This window comes from Curtobacterium sp. ME-Dv--P-122a (assembly GCF_030209645.1).
Lineage (GTDB): Bacteria > Actinomycetota > Actinomycetes > Actinomycetales > Microbacteriaceae > Curtobacterium > Curtobacterium flaccumfaciens.
The window spans coordinates 98,363-114,705 of the sequence record NZ_JARVRO010000009.1 but is presented as its reverse complement, the minus strand read 5'-3'; the positions used below and the strand labels follow the sequence as shown (position 1 = coordinate 114,705).

18 protein-coding genes and 1 other RNA gene are annotated in these 16,343 nt (G+C 70.6%); 6 read left to right on the top strand and 13 right to left on the bottom strand.

Annotated elements, in window-relative coordinates; genetic code table 11:
• The first annotated feature begins 8 nt into the window (after positions 1-8).
• The 4 genes from QRN49_RS11150 to QRN49_RS11135 all read left to right on the top strand — a co-directional run bounded on the left by QRN49_RS11150 (position 9) and on the right by QRN49_RS11135 (position 4,202).
• Positions 9-722: a M50 family metallopeptidase gene (locus QRN49_RS11150; RefSeq protein WP_181440684.1), complete on the top strand. Its 714-nt coding sequence runs from the start codon at positions 9-11 to the stop codon at positions 720-722.
• A 90-nt stretch (positions 723-812) separates the two neighbouring features.
• The gene (locus QRN49_RS11145) at positions 813-2,198 is read left to right on the top strand and encodes an O-acetylhomoserine aminocarboxypropyltransferase/cysteine synthase family protein (protein ID WP_284755793.1); all 1,386 of its coding nucleotides are present in this window, start codon (positions 813-815) and stop codon (positions 2,196-2,198) included.
• Complete coding sequence (locus tag QRN49_RS11140) at positions 2,199-3,515, top strand: LLM class flavin-dependent oxidoreductase (protein WP_111029177.1); 1,317 nt, start codon at positions 2,199-2,201, stop codon at positions 3,513-3,515.
• Positions 3,516-3,638: 123 nt separating this feature from the next.
• Positions 3,639-4,202 carry a GlcG/HbpS family heme-binding protein gene (locus QRN49_RS11135; protein WP_284755790.1) on the top strand — a complete coding sequence of 188 codons (564 nt, stop codon included), beginning with the start codon at positions 3,639-3,641 and terminating at the stop codon, positions 4,200-4,202.
• Between the two features lie 148 nt (positions 4,203-4,350).
• Here the strand turns inward: QRN49_RS11135 and QRN49_RS11130 are convergent, their stop codons facing one another.
• From QRN49_RS11130 to QRN49_RS11085, 10 genes are all read right to left on the bottom strand, one after another.
• Complete coding sequence (locus QRN49_RS11130; RefSeq protein WP_259572779.1) at positions 4,351-5,007, bottom strand: response regulator transcription factor; 657 nt, start codon at positions 5,005-5,007, stop codon at positions 4,351-4,353.
• On the bottom strand, positions 5,004-6,197 hold the full coding sequence (locus tag QRN49_RS11125) for a sensor histidine kinase (protein WP_284755772.1): 1,194 nt from the start codon (positions 6,195-6,197) through the stop codon (positions 5,004-5,006). Before QRN49_RS11125 ends, QRN49_RS11130 begins: the two co-directional genes overlap by 4 nt.
• Before the next feature lie 48 nt (positions 6,198-6,245).
• The gene (locus QRN49_RS11120; protein ID WP_284755770.1) at positions 6,246-7,109 is read right to left on the bottom strand and encodes a hypothetical protein; all 864 of its coding nucleotides are present in this window, start codon (positions 7,107-7,109) and stop codon (positions 6,246-6,248) included.
• A gap of 162 nt (positions 7,110-7,271) precedes the next feature.
• Positions 7,272-7,648: a transfer-messenger RNA gene (gene ssrA / locus QRN49_RS11115) on the bottom strand.
• Positions 7,649-7,743: 95 nt separating this feature from the next.
• Entirely contained in the window at positions 7,744-8,220 is a 477-nt protein-coding gene (smpB, locus tag QRN49_RS11110; RefSeq protein ID WP_027465851.1) for an SsrA-binding protein SmpB, read from the bottom strand.
• A 131-nt stretch (positions 8,221-8,351) separates the two neighbouring features.
• Entirely contained in the window at positions 8,352-9,266 is a 915-nt protein-coding gene (gene ftsX / locus QRN49_RS11105; RefSeq protein ID WP_027465852.1) for a permease-like cell division protein FtsX, read from the bottom strand.
• Complete coding sequence (ftsE, locus tag QRN49_RS11100) at positions 9,263-10,018, bottom strand: cell division ATP-binding protein FtsE (protein WP_111023996.1); 756 nt, start codon at positions 10,016-10,018, stop codon at positions 9,263-9,265. The genes ftsX and ftsE overlap by 4 nt, the downstream gene beginning before the upstream one ends.
• A gap of 61 nt (positions 10,019-10,079) precedes the next feature.
• On the bottom strand, positions 10,080-11,189 hold the full coding sequence (prfB, locus tag QRN49_RS11095; RefSeq protein ID WP_110863996.1) for a peptide chain release factor 2: 1,110 nt from the start codon (positions 11,187-11,189) through the stop codon (positions 10,080-10,082).
• A gap of 44 nt (positions 11,190-11,233) precedes the next feature.
• Positions 11,234-12,229 carry a Gfo/Idh/MocA family oxidoreductase gene (locus QRN49_RS11090; protein WP_284755766.1) on the bottom strand — a complete coding sequence of 332 codons (996 nt, stop codon included), beginning with the start codon at positions 12,227-12,229 and terminating at the stop codon, positions 11,234-11,236.
• Between the two features lie 2 nt (positions 12,230-12,231).
• Positions 12,232-13,119: a sugar phosphate isomerase/epimerase family protein gene (locus QRN49_RS11085; protein WP_284755764.1), complete on the bottom strand. Its 888-nt coding sequence runs from the start codon at positions 13,117-13,119 to the stop codon at positions 12,232-12,234.
• 68 nt (positions 13,120-13,187) lie between these two features.
• On the opposite strand from QRN49_RS11085, the gene QRN49_RS11080 reads away from it, so the two are divergent.
• Positions 13,188-14,210 (top strand): LacI family DNA-binding transcriptional regulator, encoded by a 1,023-nt coding sequence (locus QRN49_RS11080; protein WP_111029174.1) that lies wholly within the window; start codon positions 13,188-13,190, stop codon positions 14,208-14,210.
• A gap of 142 nt (positions 14,211-14,352) precedes the next feature.
• Here QRN49_RS11080 and QRN49_RS11075 read toward each other — a convergent pair whose 3' ends face one another.
• Positions 14,353-14,847 (bottom strand): GNAT family N-acetyltransferase, encoded by a 495-nt coding sequence (locus tag QRN49_RS11075; protein WP_214564971.1) that lies wholly within the window; start codon positions 14,845-14,847, stop codon positions 14,353-14,355.
• A 151-nt stretch (positions 14,848-14,998) separates the two neighbouring features.
• Between QRN49_RS11075 and QRN49_RS11070 the strand changes: the two genes are divergently transcribed.
• Complete coding sequence (locus QRN49_RS11070) at positions 14,999-15,634, top strand: hypothetical protein (protein ID WP_284755759.1); 636 nt, start codon at positions 14,999-15,001, stop codon at positions 15,632-15,634.
• On the opposite strand, the gene QRN49_RS11065 is transcribed toward QRN49_RS11070, so the two are convergent.
• Positions 15,627-16,124, bottom strand: a complete 498-nt coding sequence (locus QRN49_RS11065; protein ID WP_284755757.1) for a hypothetical protein — start codon at positions 16,122-16,124, stop codon at positions 15,627-15,629. The two genes, QRN49_RS11070 and QRN49_RS11065, sit on opposite strands and share 8 nt — an antisense overlap.
• Before the next feature lie 2 nt (positions 16,125-16,126).
• Positions 16,127-16,324 carry a hypothetical protein gene (locus QRN49_RS11060; RefSeq protein ID WP_284755755.1) on the bottom strand — a complete coding sequence of 66 codons (198 nt, stop codon included), beginning with the start codon at positions 16,322-16,324 and terminating at the stop codon, positions 16,127-16,129.
• Between the last annotated feature and the right edge of the window lie 19 nt (positions 16,325-16,343).

The window sequence follows — 16,343 nt, the reverse complement described above, 5'->3', positions numbered from 1 at the left end:
CTGGTCACTTGACCACCGCAGCCCCGCCCCTCGTCTTCGTCGCGCTCCTCGTCGGCGCCGTCCTGCCGTTCGTGCCGTTCGTCGGCCGCGTGGCCCGCATCGCCGCGACCATCGCGCACGAGGTCGGGCACGCGATCGTCGTCGTGCCGTTCGGCGGGCGGATCCAGCGGATCGAGCTGCACCCGGACGGGTCCGGCGAGGCCTGGGTCCAGCTCGGCCGGGTGCCCGGCGGCATCCGGTGGCTCGTCCGGATCCTGAACCTGTACGCCGGGTACAGCGCACCCCTGTGGGCGGGCGTGCTCCTGGTGACCGGGGTGCTGCACGGCTCCCGCTGGCTGCCCGTGGTGGTGCTCGCGGTCATCGGGCTCGTGGCGCTGGCGTTCGTCCGGAACTGGTTCGGCCTGCTCGTCGTGCTCGGCTTCGACGCGCTCGCCCTGTGGGTGGCCGTCCGCCCGTCCGAGGCCACCGTCCTGGTGGTCGCCGCTGTCGGGGCGTTCTTCGTCGTCGACGGCCTGCGCTCGGTGGTGCAGGTCGGTCGCTGGCTCGTCACCGGCGCCCGGGTGCAGACCGACTTCCACATCGCCGCGGCCGAGATGCGGGTGCCGGCGTCCCTGTGGTTCGTGCTGTTCGTCGCCGTGAACGCCGTCGCCGTGTGGCTGGCGCGCGAGCCGCTGCTCCAGGTCTGGGACACCGTCGTCACCGGGGTCCGCGCGCTCGTCTGAGGGGTCGCGGCCATGTAACCGGGGGCCGCAATCGCCTGTCCGCGCCGAGGGGCTGCGAGGCTACCACCAGACGACCCCCGGAGGTGTCCCATGGCGACCGACGACCACGGCTTCGCGACCGAGCAGGTACACGGCGGCTTCGTGCCCGATGCCGGACACGGCGCCCGGATCCCCGCGATCCACATGTCCTCCGGGTTCCTGTTCGACGACTTCGACCAGGCCCGTGACCGCTTCGCCGACACCGACGACGGCTACACCTACACGCGTCTCGGCAACCCGACGAACGCCGACGTCGAGCGCCGCGTGGCGCTGCTCGAACGCGGTGTCCAGGCGATCCTGGTCGGCAGCGGTCAGGCTGCGGCGACCGTGGCGTTCCTCGGCCTGCTGCAGGCCGGCGACCACGTCGTCAGCGCCCGGAGCATCTACGAGGGCACGCGTGGACTGCTGCTGCAGAACCTCGGCCGGCTCGGCATCGAGGTCGACTTCGTCACCGATGCCCGCGACCTCGACGCCTGGGCCGCCGCGGTCCGACCGAACACGAAGGCGTTCTTCGCCGAGACGATCCCGAACCCGAAGAACGACGTCCTCGACATCACCGGCGTCGCCGAGACCGCGCACCACGCCGGCGTCCCGCTGATCGTCGACAACACCCTCGCCACGCCGTACCTGGTGCGCCCGGTCGAGCACGGTGCGGACATCGTCGTGCACTCGGCGTCGAAGTTCCTGTCCGGCCACGGAGCCGGACTCGGCGGTGTGGTCGTCGACGGCGGCCGGTTCGACTGGTCCGCCGCCCCCGAGCGCTGGACCCACCTGACCAGCCCCGAACGGTCCCTCGGCGGCGAGAGCTACGTCGAGCGGTACGGCAACCGGGCCTTCGCCGTGTTCGCCCGCGACGTGGTCGCCGCACGCATCGGCCCGGCGCCGTCGCCGTTCAACGCGTTCCTGCTCCGCCAGGGCATCGAGACGCTGTCGCTGCGGGTGGAACGCCACTGCGCGAACGCGCTGGCCGTCGCGTCCTGGCTGGACCAGCAGCCGGAGGTGACGAGCGTCGACCACGCGGGCCTGGCCTCCAGTCCGTTCCACGACCTCGCCCAGCGCTACCTGCCCCGCGGGGCCGGGTCCGTCTTCGCCTTCACGCTCGCCGGCGGCGAAGCCGCCGCGCGGGCGTTCATCGACGCCGTGCAGCTGTTCAGCCGGATGACCCACCTGGGCGACGTCCGCTCGCTGATCCTGCACCCGGCGACCACCACGCACGCCGGCCGCACGCCGGAGGAGCGAGCCGAGCAGGGCATCGACGACGGCCTGATCCGCCTGTCGGTCGGCATCGAGGACGTCGCGGACCTGCTCCGCGACCTGGAACGCGGGCTCGTCGCGGTGCGGTCCGCAGACGCCGCCGCCGGCCTGGAGGCACGTGGAGCGTCCGACGCGCACCGTACGGCGGTCGGTGGGCCGGCCCTCGACCGGCAGGGGCGCTGAATGGCCGAGCTGCAGCACTTCGGGTACTTCTTCTCGCGCGGCTTCGGCCCACAGGCCTGGGGGCGGTCCGACTGGGACTGGGGCCACGACTGGACGAAGCCGGACCTGTACCAGCAGTCCGTCCGCACGCTCGAGCAGGCCGGCATGGACCTGGTCATCGCCGAGGACGCCGTCTCGCTCGGCTCCCCCGCCACCCTCGACCTGCGCATCCGGCAGGCGTACGGCGGCCCGAAGCACGACCCGCTGCTGCTCGCCCCGTACCTGTTCGCCGCCACCTCGCACATCGGCATCGCGCCGACCGTCAACGCGGGCATCACCCCGCCGTACCTGGCGGCACGGCAGTTCGCGACCCTGGCGCACCTGTCCTCGGACCGTCTGGGCATCAACGTCGTCACCGACGTCGGCAGCGCACGGCACGCCGGCCTGCCGCCGCTGCCGCACGACCAGGCGTACGACCGCGCCGAGGAGTGGATCACGCTGCTCCGCCGGCTCTGGCACTCGTGGGGCGACGCGTACGTCGGCGCACCGGACTCGTGGCACTTCGCGGACGGCGACGCGCTCGACGCGTTCCACCACGAGGGCGCCCACTTCACCGCCGACGGTCCGCTCAACGCCCTGCCGCTGGCGTCGGACCCCGTGGTCGTCTCCCCCGGTGGCTCGGGCCGAGGGCTCGCGTTCGCCGGCACCCACTCGGACGTGCAGCTCGCGCTCGCGCCGCTGTCCGCCGCCGCGGTGACGGACTACCGCGCCCGGGTGATCGCGGCAGCCGAGGCCGCAGGGCGGTCCACCGCGGACCTGCGGATCCTGTTCGTGCTCAAGCCCGTGATCGTGTCCTCGCCGGAGGAGGCAGACCGCATCGTCGCGGCGTCCGAGCACCCCACCGACGACGCGCTGCGTGCGGCGGCGATCGCGTGGTCGAGCGACTCCGAGACCGACCTGCTCGCGCTCGACCTGGACGCCCCGGTGCCCGCCGGGACCTTCGGGGAGCACGTCTCGGCTGGCACGATCCGTGGGTTGCTCGGGGACACCCCGGACGCGCCGCTGCGGGAGCTGCTCACCCGCAAGGCGCGGCAGGGGCGGATCGCGCCGGGGTCCGGATCGCGGTCCGGGTTCGTCGGGACGGCGGACGAGTTCGCGGACTTCATCGAGGAGCTCGGCAGCGACGCCGACAACGACGGGATCATCTTCTCGGGCGACCTGCACCCGGCGCAGATCCACCGGATGTTCGGTGACCTGGTGCCGGTGCTCCGGCGCCGAGGGCTCCTGCGACGGGAGTACGGCGCCGGAGGGATCCGAGCGAACCTGTTCGACTTCTAGCGGGAGCGGCTGCGGGCGCCCGGTCGACCGTTCGGTCCGGATCCGCGGTCCGGACGGTCGATGTGCCGCACCACCCGTCGGCGTGAGGCTGGACCCACCACACCGAACGGAAGGTCCATCCCCATGCGTCTCCCCCGCACCCTCGTCGCCACCGCCGCTGCAGCCCTCGCCGTCACCGGCATCACGGCCGGCGCTGCCGTCACCTCGTCGAACAGCGCCACCGCCGATGTCCGCACCGCCACGGACGCCCGCACCGTCGCGGTCACCGGCGACGCCGTCGTCGAGTCGAAGCGGCTCAGTTCCGCCGACGCCGTGCGGGCGGCCTCGGCCGCCCTCGCTGCTGCAGAGGCGGACGGCGCCGGCTTCGTCAGCGTCTCGGTCGTCGACCGCAACGGCCAGCTGCAGGCCTTCGTGCGCGGGGAGAACGCCGCGTCGCACACGATCAGTGCATCACGGCAGAAGGCGTACACCGCCGCGGCCTTCGGGGCGCCGACGTCCGAACTCGCGAAGCGCGCCACGGGCGACAACGCCGGGCTGAAGGACCTGCCCGGCACGCTGTTCCTCGCCGGGGCCGTGCCGGTCAAGGCGGGCGAGGCCTCCATCGGCGGCATCGGTGTCGGCGGCACCCCGTCCGGCGCCACGGACCAGGAGTACGCGCAGGCGGGGCTCGACGCGATCGCGAAGTGACCCGGCGGCGCTGAGTCGATCGTGACGACGGCGGGGCGACCATCGGTCACCCCGCCGTCGTCACGTCGTCACGTCGTCACGTCGTCACGTCGTCACGTCGTCACGACGTCACGTCGTCACGTCGTCACGTCGTCACGTCGTCACGTCGTCACGTCGTCACGTCGTCGGGCGAGCGTGCGGGTTGCGCCTGGCCGTCGAAGGCGATGATGCCCCGTCGGGTGGCCTCGGCCACCGCGCCGGCCCGGCCGTCGACACCCAGCTTCGCGAACACCCGCACCAGGTGCGTCTTCACCGTCGACTCGCTCATGAAGAGCCGCCCTGCGATCACCCGGTTCGTCGAGCCGTCGGCGAGCAGTTCGAGCACGTCGAGCTCACGAGGGGTCAGGGTCTCGTCCGGTCGGCGACCACGGTCGAGCATGCGTTCCGCCACGGCCCGCGCGTACACGGCGGTCCCGGTGGCGGCGGCCCGGACCGCGGCGGCGAGTTCCTCGGCCGTGGCGTCCTTGAGCAGGTACCCCGTCGCCCCGGCATCGAGCGCCCGCATGATCGCCACGTCGGTCCCCGTGGCCGTGAACACCAGCACGCGGGTGGTCCGCACCAGTCCGGGGATCAGGTCGACGCCGTTCCGCGTCCCCAGACCCAGGTCGAGCACGACGACGTCCGGGGCAGCCTCGGCGACCAGTGCGGTCACGGCTTCCGGGTCCCCGGTCGACGCGACGACGTCGATGTCGGGGAAGGTGCCGAGGATCGCCGCGACACCGGACCGGAGCACCGGATGGTCATCGACGAGCAGGACGCGGGTCATGGTTCCTCCAACGGGACGGTCGCACGCAGCACCGTACCGTCCGGGCCGGAGCGGATGTCGAGCGTGCCGCCGACGGCCTCGAGTCGCCGGCGCATCATCGTCAGGCCGTGGCCCCCGGTCGGCCCGGGCGTGACCGGCAGGCTCGGGTCGAAGCCGCGGCCGTCGTCGCGGATGACGACCGCGACCGAGTCGTCCTGGTTCCGGAGCTCCAGCGAGATCGACTCGGCGCCGGCGTGCCGTTCGGCGTTGCCGAGCGCCCCCTGCGCGGTCCGCAGCAAGGCCAGTGCTCGCATCGGGGTCACCGTCTGCCGCTCCCCGACCGCCGACCAGCGGGCGCCCACGCGCTCGGCGGCCGTGGAGAGCGCGGCCGTCAACGAGTCGGTCAGCCCGTCCGCCGCGCCGTTCGCCGACTCGCCGGCGTCCGGTCGGTCTGCTCCGAGGCCGTCGACGAGCGCGCGGGTGTCCACCACCGCGCTGCGCAGTGCACGGCGTGCCTGCTGTGCCAGGGCATCGTCCCCGGACCGTTCCGCCGCTTCGGTCAGGAACAGTGCGCCCGCCACCGACTGCACCACGGTGTCGTGGAGCTCAGCGGCGACGTGCTGGCGTGCCTCGAGCGCACCGGCCCGACGCTCGGAGGCAACGAGTCGCGCGCGGGTGGCGACGAGCTGCCGGACGGTTCGCGATCGCTCGTGCAGTGCCACCCGCGACACCACGATCGCGGCGAGGAACACCGAGCCGGACAGCAGGCACCCCGCGAGCAACCCCGGGTCGTCGCTCCCGGTCAGACGGGGCACCGAGACCGCTGCGACGACGATCGCCGCAGCGCTGGCGAGCGTGGCTGGGACGACCCGCATGGTCGTCTGCAGCAGGACCACCAGCGGGACGACGCTCCACGCGGCGCTCGGAGCGACCACGACGAGCACGACGGTGAGGAGCACGAGTCCGAGGGACACCGCGACGGGAACCGGCCGGCCCAGGAGCACGACGGCACTGGCCGAACCCGCTGCGATCAGGGCGACCCCGAGGGCCACCGCGACGACGTGGTTCGGCTCACCGGCGTGGAACTGGTGGTACCGCAGCGTCCCGACGGCGGTGACGAGCGCCAGGGCTGCGGCGGCGAGGGTGCTCGCCCGGCGGCCGAGGAGCCGGCCCAGCCCGCGCCAGGACGACGAGGGTGGGACCGGGGGCACCGCACCAGGGTACGGACCCCCGGTCGGAGATCTGCTGTGCCGCCCCTGCTACTTCTTGGACTTCTTCTTGTGGTCGTCCTTCTTGGACTTCTTCTTGTCGTCGTCCTTCTTCGACTTCTTCTTCTTGTCGTCCTTCTTGGACTTCTTCTTGTCGTCGTCCTTCTTGGAATTCTTCTTCTTGCCGTCGTCCTTCTTCGACTTCGCCTTGCTCGCACCCGTCGGCAGCGGCAGGACGGCCGACACGGCCTCCGGCTCCGCCTGCGAGGCGTCGGCGTCGGCGTCGTCGGACGCAGCCTCGGTCTCCGGCGACTCCACCCCGTCGATCGGCTCGACGACAACGGCCGAGCCGGTGTCCAGCTCGACGTCGACCGCGTGCTCCTCGAGCACCGGTGCCAGGGCGTCGGCGACCCGCTCGACCGTCAGGACCGCGTCCGCCTCGGCGAGCCGGAGCAGCGCCTGCGCGGTCCGGACCCGGGTGGTCGTCTTCCGCTCGAGGACGTCGGACCGTGCCCCCTCGAGGAACGTGCGCAGCGCGCGTTCCACGGCGGAGCGTCCGCGCGGGGCAGCGCGGTCGAGTCGATCGAGTTCTCCGGCGACACCGGAGACGTCGTCGGCGACGTGCTCGTGGCGGACCGACTCAATGAGCGCGGCGATGGCGGCTGCGGCACGCTCGACGCCGGCGGAGCGCTGGTCGAGCACGACGAGCATCTCGACCACCGAGCCGTAGGTGACGGTCTCGAGGCGAACCGGCTCCGCGCCGCGGCCGCGAACGACCAGACGGGTGTCGGGGTTCGGCAGCCATGCGGCGAGAGCGGCGACCGTGGCGACGGAGCCCACGATCCGCTCGTACTCGCTGAGCACCACTCGTTCCTGCTCCCGCAGACGGACACGGATCGCGATCTCCTGCACCACGTGCTGACCTCTCGTTCGGGTTCGACGCGAGCGTGTTCTGCGCGCCTGCTCCGGAGCGTAGTCCTCGGACGTGGCGGAACAGCGAACGCCCCGGCACTGTCCAGGGGACGGTGCCGGGGCGTTCAGGTGGCGCAGCGTGACAGCGGTTCGTCGTTCGGCGAATGGTGGAGATGGGGGGAATCGAACCCCCGTCCATCGCTGCAATTCGACGTCTTCTACGGGCGTATCCGGATAGTTCGTTCTGCTCGGCCCCGTCCTTTGCTACCGGCTTCTAGGACGACGGGCCCAGTCTCAGTGCAAGTCCCGCACGGCCCTGAGGCGCAACCGTGCAGCAAGTCCTCTGGATGACGTCGGGATCAGGTTAGAAGACGGTCACCTGGCCGACGGACTTCATGTGCTGGGCTGCTTACGCAGCGAGAGCGAAGTCAGTGCGCTTGGAATTGGCACTTGTTGTTTTCCACGGATCGTTTACGAGATAACCGTGGGTCCTCGGCCCGCTTCCCGTCGGCACACAGGCAATGTCGAAACCGATCATCCCCATGCGGGCCGGACGTGCGAGCCGCTGTCACGCTGTTGAGTTGCCAATGCCCCTGTCGGAGCAGTCCCTCAGTCTAGCCGAGGAGATGCATCGGCGCTACTCCCCGACGCGGTTCCGGGTGCGCATGGCCCGCTCGGCCTCACGCTTGTCGGTCTTCTCGCGCAGGGCCTGGCGCTTGTCGAACTCGCGCTTGCCCTTCGCGACGGCGATCTCGATCTTGGCCCGACCGTCGTGGAAGTAGATCTGCAGCGGCACGAGGGTGTAGCCGCCCTGCGCCGTCTTGTGCGAGATCTTCACGATCTGCTGCTTGTGCAGGAGCAGCTTGCGCTTCCGCCGCGGCGAGTGGTTGTTCCACGTGCCCTCGGTGTACTCCGGGATGTGCACGGCGTCGATCCACGCTTCGCCACCGTCGATGTAGGCGTACCCGTCGACCAGGGACGCGCGCCCCATCCGCAGGGACTTCACCTCGGTGCCGGACAGGACCATGCCCGCTTCGTACGTGTCCTCGATGAGGTAGTCGTGCCGGGCGCGACGGTTCGTCGCGACGATCTTCTCCCCGCGTTCCTTCGCCATGACGACTCCTCTCGATGGTGACCGGTGCAGTGCGCTGCGTGGGTGGTTCCGCGCAGCCCTACAGACTACTCAACACGAAGCGGGCGGCGCACCTTCCCGGCGCGCCGCCCGTTCGCGGATGCTGTGCTGCGTCAGACCTTCAGGTACCGGCGGATGGCGATCGACGCCGATGCCGCGGCGAGGAGCACCCCGATCACGATCACCGCGGGGACCACGATGGCCGCGTCTCCCATGCCGATGAACGCCGTGCCGGTGAAGCGCTCCGCCAGGAAGTTCCGGACGAAGAACCAGACCACGGCGGTGATGGCGCCTCCGGCCAGGACGGCTCCGATGGCGGCGGCGATCACCCCCTCGAGCACGAACGGTGTCTGGATGAACCGGTTCGACGCACCGACGAGCCGCATGATGCCGAGCTCTCGCCGTCGACTGAACGCCGACAGGCGGATCGTCGTCGCGATGAGCAGCACCGCGGCCACGAGCATGAGCGCCGCGATGCCGATCGCCGTGTACGACGAGGCGTTGAGCAGGTTGAAGATCGGCTGCAGGTACCCGCGTTGGTCGACGACGCTCTGCACGCCGGCGACCTTCGACAGGCTCTCGACCAGGACGTCTGCCTGCGACGGGTTCTTCAGGTTCACCCAGAAGGTCTCGTTCAGGTACTCCGGCTTGACGAACTCCGTCGCGGCCGAGTCCTTGAACTGCTCCTTGAACCGGGTGAAGGCCTGGTCCTGGTTCTCGTAGTAGGTCTTCTCGATGTACGGCTTGAGCGTCGACGAGTCGAGCTGCGCCTGGACCTGCTCGCGCTGGTCCGCGGTCGCCTTCGCGCCGGTGCAGTTGCCCGTGGTGTCGGTGTCGGTGCACAGGTAGACGGCGACCTGTGCCCGGTCGTACCAGTACCCCTTCATCTGGTTGATCTGCATCTGGAGCAGGATCGCGGTGCCGACGAAGGTCAGGGAGATGAAGGTCACGAGGACGACGGAGACGACCATCGACGCATTGCGCCGCAGGCCCGAGCCGACCTCGGACATGACGAGCCCGAGCCTCATCGGATGAGCCCCGGGATCGTCTGGATGCCGGTGGTGTTGGACACGGTGCCTCGCTGGATCGGGACGGCCTGGGTCTGGTAGCCGCCGGACTGCTCGTCGCGCAGGACGGTGCCGTTCGAGAGCTCGATGACCCGACGCTGCATCTGGTTCACGATGCTGGCGTCGTGCGTCGCCATCAGCACGGTGGTGCCTCCCTGGTTGATGCGTTCGAGGAGCGCCATGATGCCGGCGGACGTGGTGGGGTCCAGGTTCCCGGTGGGCTCGTCGGCCAGCAGGATCGCCGGCTTGTTCACGACGGCGCGGGCGATGGCCACACGCTGCTGCTCACCACCGGAGAGTTCGTGCGGCATGCGGGAGGCCTTGCCGGCGAGACCGACGAGCTTCAGCACGTCGGTCACGGCCTCGCTGATGAAGCCCTTGCTCTTGCCGATGACCTGCAGCGAGAACGCCACGTTGTCGAACACGTTCTTGTTCGGCAGCAGACGGAAGTCCTGGAAGACCACGCCGAGGTTGCGGCGGAAGTACGGGACCTTCCGCGATGCCAGGGACCCGAGGCGCTGCCCGAGCACGTGGATCTGCCCGCTGGTGGGCTTCTCCTCCTTGAGCACGAGGCGCAGGAAGCTGGACTTGCCGGAACCGGACGCGCCCACGAGGAACACGAACTCGCCCTTGAGGATCTCGAGGGTGAGGTTGTCGAGCGCCGGACTCGGGTTGCCCGAGTAGACCTTGGTGACCTGGTCGAATTTGATCATGACCGGATCAGGGTAGGTCGCCCCGCTTGGAAAGCAAGCGAGGCGCGCGGCTCAGGAACCCCTACTCGGCAGCGGATTGCTTGCGCCAGCGGATGCCCGCGTTGATGAAGCCGTCCAGATCGCCGTCGAACACGGCTGAGGGGTTGTTCACCTCGTGCTCCGTCCGGAGGTCCTTGACCATCTGGTACGGCGCCAGGACGTAGGAACGGATCTGGTCGCCCCAGCTCGCCGTGATGTTGCCGGCGAGTTCCTTCTTCTTCGCGTTCTCCTCTTCCTTCTTCAGGAGGAGCAGGCGCGACTGCAGCACGCGCATGGCGGCCGCACGGTTCTGGATCTGCGACTTCTCGTTCTGCATCGAGACGACGGTGCCGGTCGGGATGTGCGTCAGGCGAACCGCAGAGTCGGTCGTGTTGACGGACTGCCCGCCGGGGCCCGACGAGCGGAACACGTCGACGCGGATGTCGTTCTCGGGGATGTCGATGACGGCGGTCTCCGGCATGAGCGGGATGACCTCGACTGCGGCGAAGGACGTCTGGCGCTTGCCGGCGGCACCGAACGGCGACATCCGCACCAGGCGGTGGGTGCCGGCCTCGACCGACAGGGTGCCGAACGCGTGCGGGGCGTCGATCTCGAACGTCGCGGACTTGATGCCCGCTTCTTCGGCGTACGAGGTGTCCATCACGGTGGTCTTGTAGTTGTGCTGCTCGGCGTAGCGGAGGTACATGCGGAGGAGCATCTCGGCGAAGTCCGCCGCGTCGACGCCACCCGCACCCGCGCGGATCGTGATGACCGCCGGACGGTCGTCGTACTCACCGTCGAGGAGCGTCTGCACCTCGAAGTCGCCGATCATCTTCTGGATCGCCTTGAGCTCGGCGAGCGCTTCGTCGGCGGACTCCTGGTCGTCGCCCTCGTTCGCCATCTCGACCAGCACCTCGAGGTCGTCGATGCGCTGCTCGGTGTCGGTGATCTTCTTCAGTTCCGACTGGCGGTGCGAGAGCGCGCTCGTCACCTGCTGCGCGTGGTCGACGTCGTCCCAGAGGTCCTGGGCCCCGGCCTGCTCGCTGAGGTCGGCGATCTCACGCTGCAGGCGGTCGACGTCGACCACCGAGCGGATGTTGCCGAAGGTCTCGCGAAGGGCGGAGAGCTGCTCGGTGAAGTCCAGTTCGACCATGGTCATCGATCCTACCGGCGCGAGTCCGACTCGGCCGACCGGGGTCAGTAGTCGATGTGCTCCGTCCGTGCCGACGACAGGGCACGAGTGGCCGCCTCGGCGATGGCCTGGGCCCTGAGCCCGTCCTCCAGGGAGACCGGCGGCTCGGATCCGGACTCGAGCGACGCGACGAAGGCGGCGAGCGTCGCGGCGTAGGTGGGCTGCACGCGCTCGAACCAGCCGTCGTGGAGTCCGTCCGCGACGATGTGCCCGTCGGTGTAGCGAGCGACGTTCCCGCGGCGGTTCCGCCGCGACTCGACGAGTCCGGACGACCCCATGACCTCGATGCGCTCGTCGTAGCCGTAACCGGTGCGCCGCACGCTGTCGATCTGCACGAGCGCGCCGGAGGGCATCGTGAGGGTCGTGACCGACGTGTCCACGTCGCCGAACTCGCGGATGGCCGGGTCGACGAGCGCCGAACCCGCCACCGCGACCGTCACCGGGTCCTCGCCGGTGATCCACCGCACGAGGTCGAAGAAGTGCACGGTCTGGTCGCGGAGCTGGCCGCCCGAGACCCGCAGGTAGTCGAGCGGCGGCAGGGACGGGCCGCGGGAGCTGAGCTGGACGAGTTCGACCGCACCGATCTCCCCTGCGGCGACGATCCGTTGCAGCTCGGCGTGGTCACGGTCCCACCGCCGGTTGAAGTCGAGCATCGCCGGCACGCCGCTGGCACGCACGTGCTCCACCACCGCGACCGCGTCGGCGAACCCGGCAGCGATGGGTTTCTCGCAGAGCACGGCGATCCCGGCGTCGGCGGCAGCGCGCAGGTGCTGCGCGTGGGTGTCGGTGGAGGAAGCGACGAAGACCGCGTCGACCTGCGCCGCGTCGAACATCTCGTCCTGGGTGAGCGCCCGCGTGCCGTGCCGTGCCGCCAGCGATGCAGCGCGGTCGCGGTCGACGTCGTGGATCCCCACGAAGTCGACGTCGGGGTGCGCTGCGAGGGACGCGGCGTGCACGGCGCCGATGAACCCGGCACCGACGAGTGCGAAGCGTTGCGTCATGATCAGCCCACCAGGATCGCGGTCAGGTCGTGCATGGTGCGTGCGACGACGGCGGGATCCTGTTCGTTCGCCCGGTCGGAGAACATCTCGGTGACCCACCATCCGTCGTACCCGGTGGCCTTGATCGCGTCGACCCACTGCTGCAGCGGGATCGCACCGCCTCCGATGACGACGTTCCGGTGGACGGCTTGGTCGGGAACCGTCCGGTCACGGTCCAGGTCGAACCCGTCCGACAGGTGGACGGCCTTGATGACCGACGCGGGCAGCGCTCGGACCTCGGCCAGCGTGTCCCCGGTCGTCCAGAAGTGCCAGGTGTCGAGTGCGATCCCCACGTTGTCGCGCCCGGCCTCCTCGATGATGTCCAGCGCGTGCCGGCATCGGTTGAGGTGCGCCCAGGCGAGGGGCTCCAGGTAGACCTCGAGCCCGTGGTCCGCGGCGATGTCCGCCGCCAGACGGACGTTCGCACCGGTGATGCGGACCGCTGCGTCCTCGTCGAGTCCGAGCGTCGCCCGGTACCGGGTGTCGTCGTCGGCCAGCCGGCCAGCGCGGTGGTCACGGACGACGGCGGAATCGACCGGCCCGGTGCACAGCTGCACGATGGGCGCACCGACGGCGGTCGCCACACCGCACATCCGCTCGACCTCCGCGACGAAGTCGTCGCGACCGGCACCTTGACGCTCGATGTCGAGCACGGCACCGAGCCCCGTCACTTCGAGGCCCTCGAGCAGTGGCGGCAGTGTCTGGACGTCGTAGCCGGCATCGAGGTACCGGTAGAGCTTCGGGCTCTGCAGCTCGATGCCGCCGTAGCCGGCTTCCCTCGCGAGGCGGACGTCCTGGACGACGTTGCCATGGAACGTCGTCGTGACGTTCATGGAGATCTTCGGGGGCATCTGCGCTCGCTTCGTTGGACAGCACTGGAACAAACTGGACCGGTCCAGAATAGGACTAGCCTGCTCTCATGTCGAGACCGCACCACGCTCCGACCATCCGGGACGTCGCCGAGCGCGCCGGGGTCTCGAAGTCGCTGGTCTCACTCGCGCTCCGCGGCGACCCAGGGGTCAGCGACGCCCGTCGGGCGGCCGTCGAACGAGCAGTCGACGAACTCGGCTACCGACCGAACCGCGCGGCGAGGAGCCTCGGCGAGCAGCGGACGGGCACGGTCGGAGTGCTCCTGAACGACCTGCGGAACCCCTGGTTCGTCGACCTGCTCGCCGGACTCACCGCGACGCTCGACACCGTCGGACTGGCGCCCATCCTGGTCGACTCGGCGACCACACGGCGCGTGGGCGGTTCGCCCGTGGACATGCTCCTGCGACAACAGGTGGACGGCATCGTCGTGGTCGGCACCACAGAGGACGACGCCGCCCTCCGTCGGGCGGTCCAGGAGGTCCCGGTGGTGCTCGCCGGGACGTACGAGCCTGACGACCTGCACGCCGACGTGGTCGTGAACGACGACCATGCCGGCGCGTCGATCGCGACAGAGCACCTCCTCGCGCTCGGACACACCCGGATCGGTCACCTCGTCGGCCCGGGGCGCGTCGGAGAGCTCCGCGAGCAGGGTTTCCGCGCGACCATGACCCGCCACGGTGCCGACGCCGTCGTGGTGCCGGCCGGCATGAGCGAGGAGAGCGGGTACGCGGCGGCCCGACGAGTCCTGGGCACGGCCGACCGTCCGACCGCGCTCGTGGCCTACAACGACCTCGTCGCCATCGGCGCGTTGTCCGCGGCCGACGACCTCGGCCTCGTCGTCCCGGACGACGTGTCCCTCGTCGGGTACGACGACACCTACCTCGGCAGCATCCGGCACATCTCGCTCACCACGGTCGACAACGGGACGTTCGCCATCGGGGCCCAGGCGGCACGGTGGCTCGGTGAACGTGTGCAGGGGCGAGACCCGGAGCCGCGCGTGCACCGAGTACCGGTGTCACTCGTGGTGCGGCGCACCACGAGCGGTCCGAGACCGACGGACGGCGACCGCTGACGACGACGACGCCGACGGTCCGGGGTCCCAGCGCGCCCGCCTGTCCGGCGCGCACCCGGAAGGCGACCGGGAGGCCCGGCGCAGGTCCGTCCCACTTGTCGCGGTCTTCCTCCGCACGCCTCGCACACCCGCCCCGGCCCCGTCATCCGGGTCTCCGGTGCGACCTGGCGATGGCGTACCGTCGCAGCCGCACACCCCCGCGGCGCTCGGTCGACAACAGGACGGCGTCGTAGTGCTCCAACACCCCGATGGAGCCGTCGTTGTCATCACGGCAGACGGCGATCACCGGGTCGATCCCGACGCGCGATGCGTGCGCGAGCACCTGGCCCAGCGCCCAGGTCGCCACGCCTCGGCCCCTCGCCGAGGGGCGGATCCCGTACCCGACGTGGCCGAACCGCTGCACGCCGGCCGCGTCTCCCGGCGCCCGGAGTGCGATCCCGCCCAGGACGCGGCCGTCCTCGACGATCCACCAGAGGGCCCCGGGTCTGGCGTGCAGTCGGCCGACCCAGGTGCGGAACCCGTCCTCGTCGCCGACGTCGTCGTGGGCGGTGATCCCGAATCCGTCCTCGTGCACACCCGGCCCCCACTCGGCATGCGCTTCGGCCCACGCCTCGTACAACGCCGTCTGCGGTCTCACCAACTCGAGCATGTCCAAGTATCACAACGAAGCGGGTCGGTGGCGATCCCCTCGTGCGGAACCGACCGCAGTCGCTTCCGGAGTCGCACGCGCGACCCGCACCGACCGTGACCCGTAGAGTCGAGAGGCTCTCGACGTCAGGACCCGAACGATGACCAGCCCCGCAACCGCCCCAGCCGGAGCCGAGCGGTGGGCAGCCGCCGCCCGGCTCGCCGACGGCCAGAGTGACGACGGGCTCCGCCGCCGCCGGACGCGCGTGTTCGTGTGGGTGGGGGCACTCGTCCTGGTGTCGTGGGCGGTCGGGGTGGTCCTGGCACTGGTGCTGGTGCCTGCCAACGGGAGCGACCACGCGAGTGGCGACGGTGGCGTGCAGCTGCTCGTCCAACTCGTGCTGTTGCTGCTCGGGCTGGTCGTCGGCATCGTCGGTTTCGTGTGGGCCTACCGCTCCGGTCACTACGTCACGCGCTGGCGATCGGTGAGCAGCCCGCTCTCCCGCGCGGAGCAGCGGTCGGTGCGGCGTCAGATCGCCGGCAAGGAGCCGATCGACGACGAGCACGCGGACATCGTCGCCGCGGTGGCCGCGCAGAACCGTCGAGCCACGCTCGGGATCCTGCCGATCTTCGGCGCCGTGATGCTGTTCGCCGCCTCGACGGCGGTGAGCACGGACAGTCTGCCCATCAAGCTGATCGAGCTCGTCGCGTCGTTCGCGGTGGTGCTCGGGCTCGTGCAACTGGCCGTGCAGTACCGACGAGCCGGGCGGTTCCTCTCGGAGCGCCCCGTCAGTTGACGTCGTCCGGCTGGCCGCCCGCAACGCTCGACCGTCGGCGACGTCGGTTCCTCAGGACCAGCAGGAGACCGACCAACGACGCGGCGCTCCCGAGGAACACCCCCGCTCCGACCCACGTCGTGACGGACGTGCCGTGCCCGAAGAGCGCGTTGATGAGCATGCCGAGTCCGACGGCCACGCCGGTGAGCAACACCGCGCAGGTCGGTTCGAGCCACGGAGGCGACAGGAGCGAGCGTCGGTCGACCGGGAGGCCGCGGTCCAGTCGAGCACGCGCAGCTCGCTCGCGGTCCTGGATCGTGATCCCGATCATCGGCCCCCAGAACGCCACCGTGGCCTGGCTGCCGCCGGGATCGACCAGGATCAGGATCGCCAGTGTCGCCACCGCACCGCCGAGGTACCACCAGGGGAAGACCCGACGGATCGGGACGGCCCAGCGGCTGTCCCGCCGGGTGCCGTTCCGCGGGTGGTGCTCACCGCTGCTCGTGGCCACGGTCAGCGCTCCCGGCGCAGCCCTCGGATGAGCAGGGCGGTGCACACCAGCATCGTGCCGGAGACCAGCACCGCGGCCCCGAGGACGGCTGTCGGCGTACTTCCTGCGGACACGAGCAGCACGATCCCGATGAGCGCGAGCGGAGCACCGACGAGCAGACTCACCAGGTCGGCACTGCCCGGTCGTTTCGGCGTGGTCACGAGCTCAGGCTACCGGCGT

Coding starts and splice junctions, on each gene's coding strand:
- QRN49_RS11145 (WP_284755793.1), top strand. CDS start 813: ATGGCGACCGACGACCACGGCTTCGCGACCGAGCAGGTACACGGCGGC.
- QRN49_RS11130 (WP_259572779.1), bottom strand. CDS start 5,007: ATGACCCGCGTCCTGCTCGTCGATGACCATCCGGTGCTCCGGTCCGGT.
- QRN49_RS11090 (WP_284755766.1), bottom strand. CDS start 12,229: ATGACGCAACGCTTCGCACTCGTCGGTGCCGGGTTCATCGGCGCCGTG.
- QRN49_RS11080 (WP_111029174.1), top strand. CDS start 13,188: ATGTCGAGACCGCACCACGCTCCGACCATCCGGGACGTCGCCGAGCGC.
- QRN49_RS11070 (WP_284755759.1), top strand. CDS start 14,999: ATGACCAGCCCCGCAACCGCCCCAGCCGGAGCCGAGCGGTGGGCAGCC.
- QRN49_RS11135 (WP_284755790.1), top strand. CDS start 3,639: ATGCGTCTCCCCCGCACCCTCGTCGCCACCGCCGCTGCAGCCCTCGCC.
- QRN49_RS11085 (WP_284755764.1), bottom strand. CDS start 13,119: ATGCCCCCGAAGATCTCCATGAACGTCACGACGACGTTCCATGGCAAC.
- QRN49_RS11140 (WP_111029177.1), top strand. CDS start 2,199: ATGGCCGAGCTGCAGCACTTCGGGTACTTCTTCTCGCGCGGCTTCGGC.
- prfB (WP_110863996.1), bottom strand. CDS start 11,189: ATGGTCGAACTGGACTTCACCGAGCAGCTCTCCGCCCTTCGCGAGACC.
- ftsE (WP_111023996.1), bottom strand. CDS start 10,018: ATGATCAAATTCGACCAGGTCACCAAGGTCTACTCGGGCAACCCGAGT.
- ftsX (WP_027465852.1), bottom strand. CDS start 9,266: ATGAGGCTCGGGCTCGTCATGTCCGAGGTCGGCTCGGGCCTGCGGCGC.
- smpB (WP_027465851.1), bottom strand. CDS start 8,220: ATGGCGAAGGAACGCGGGGAGAAGATCGTCGCGACGAACCGTCGCGCC.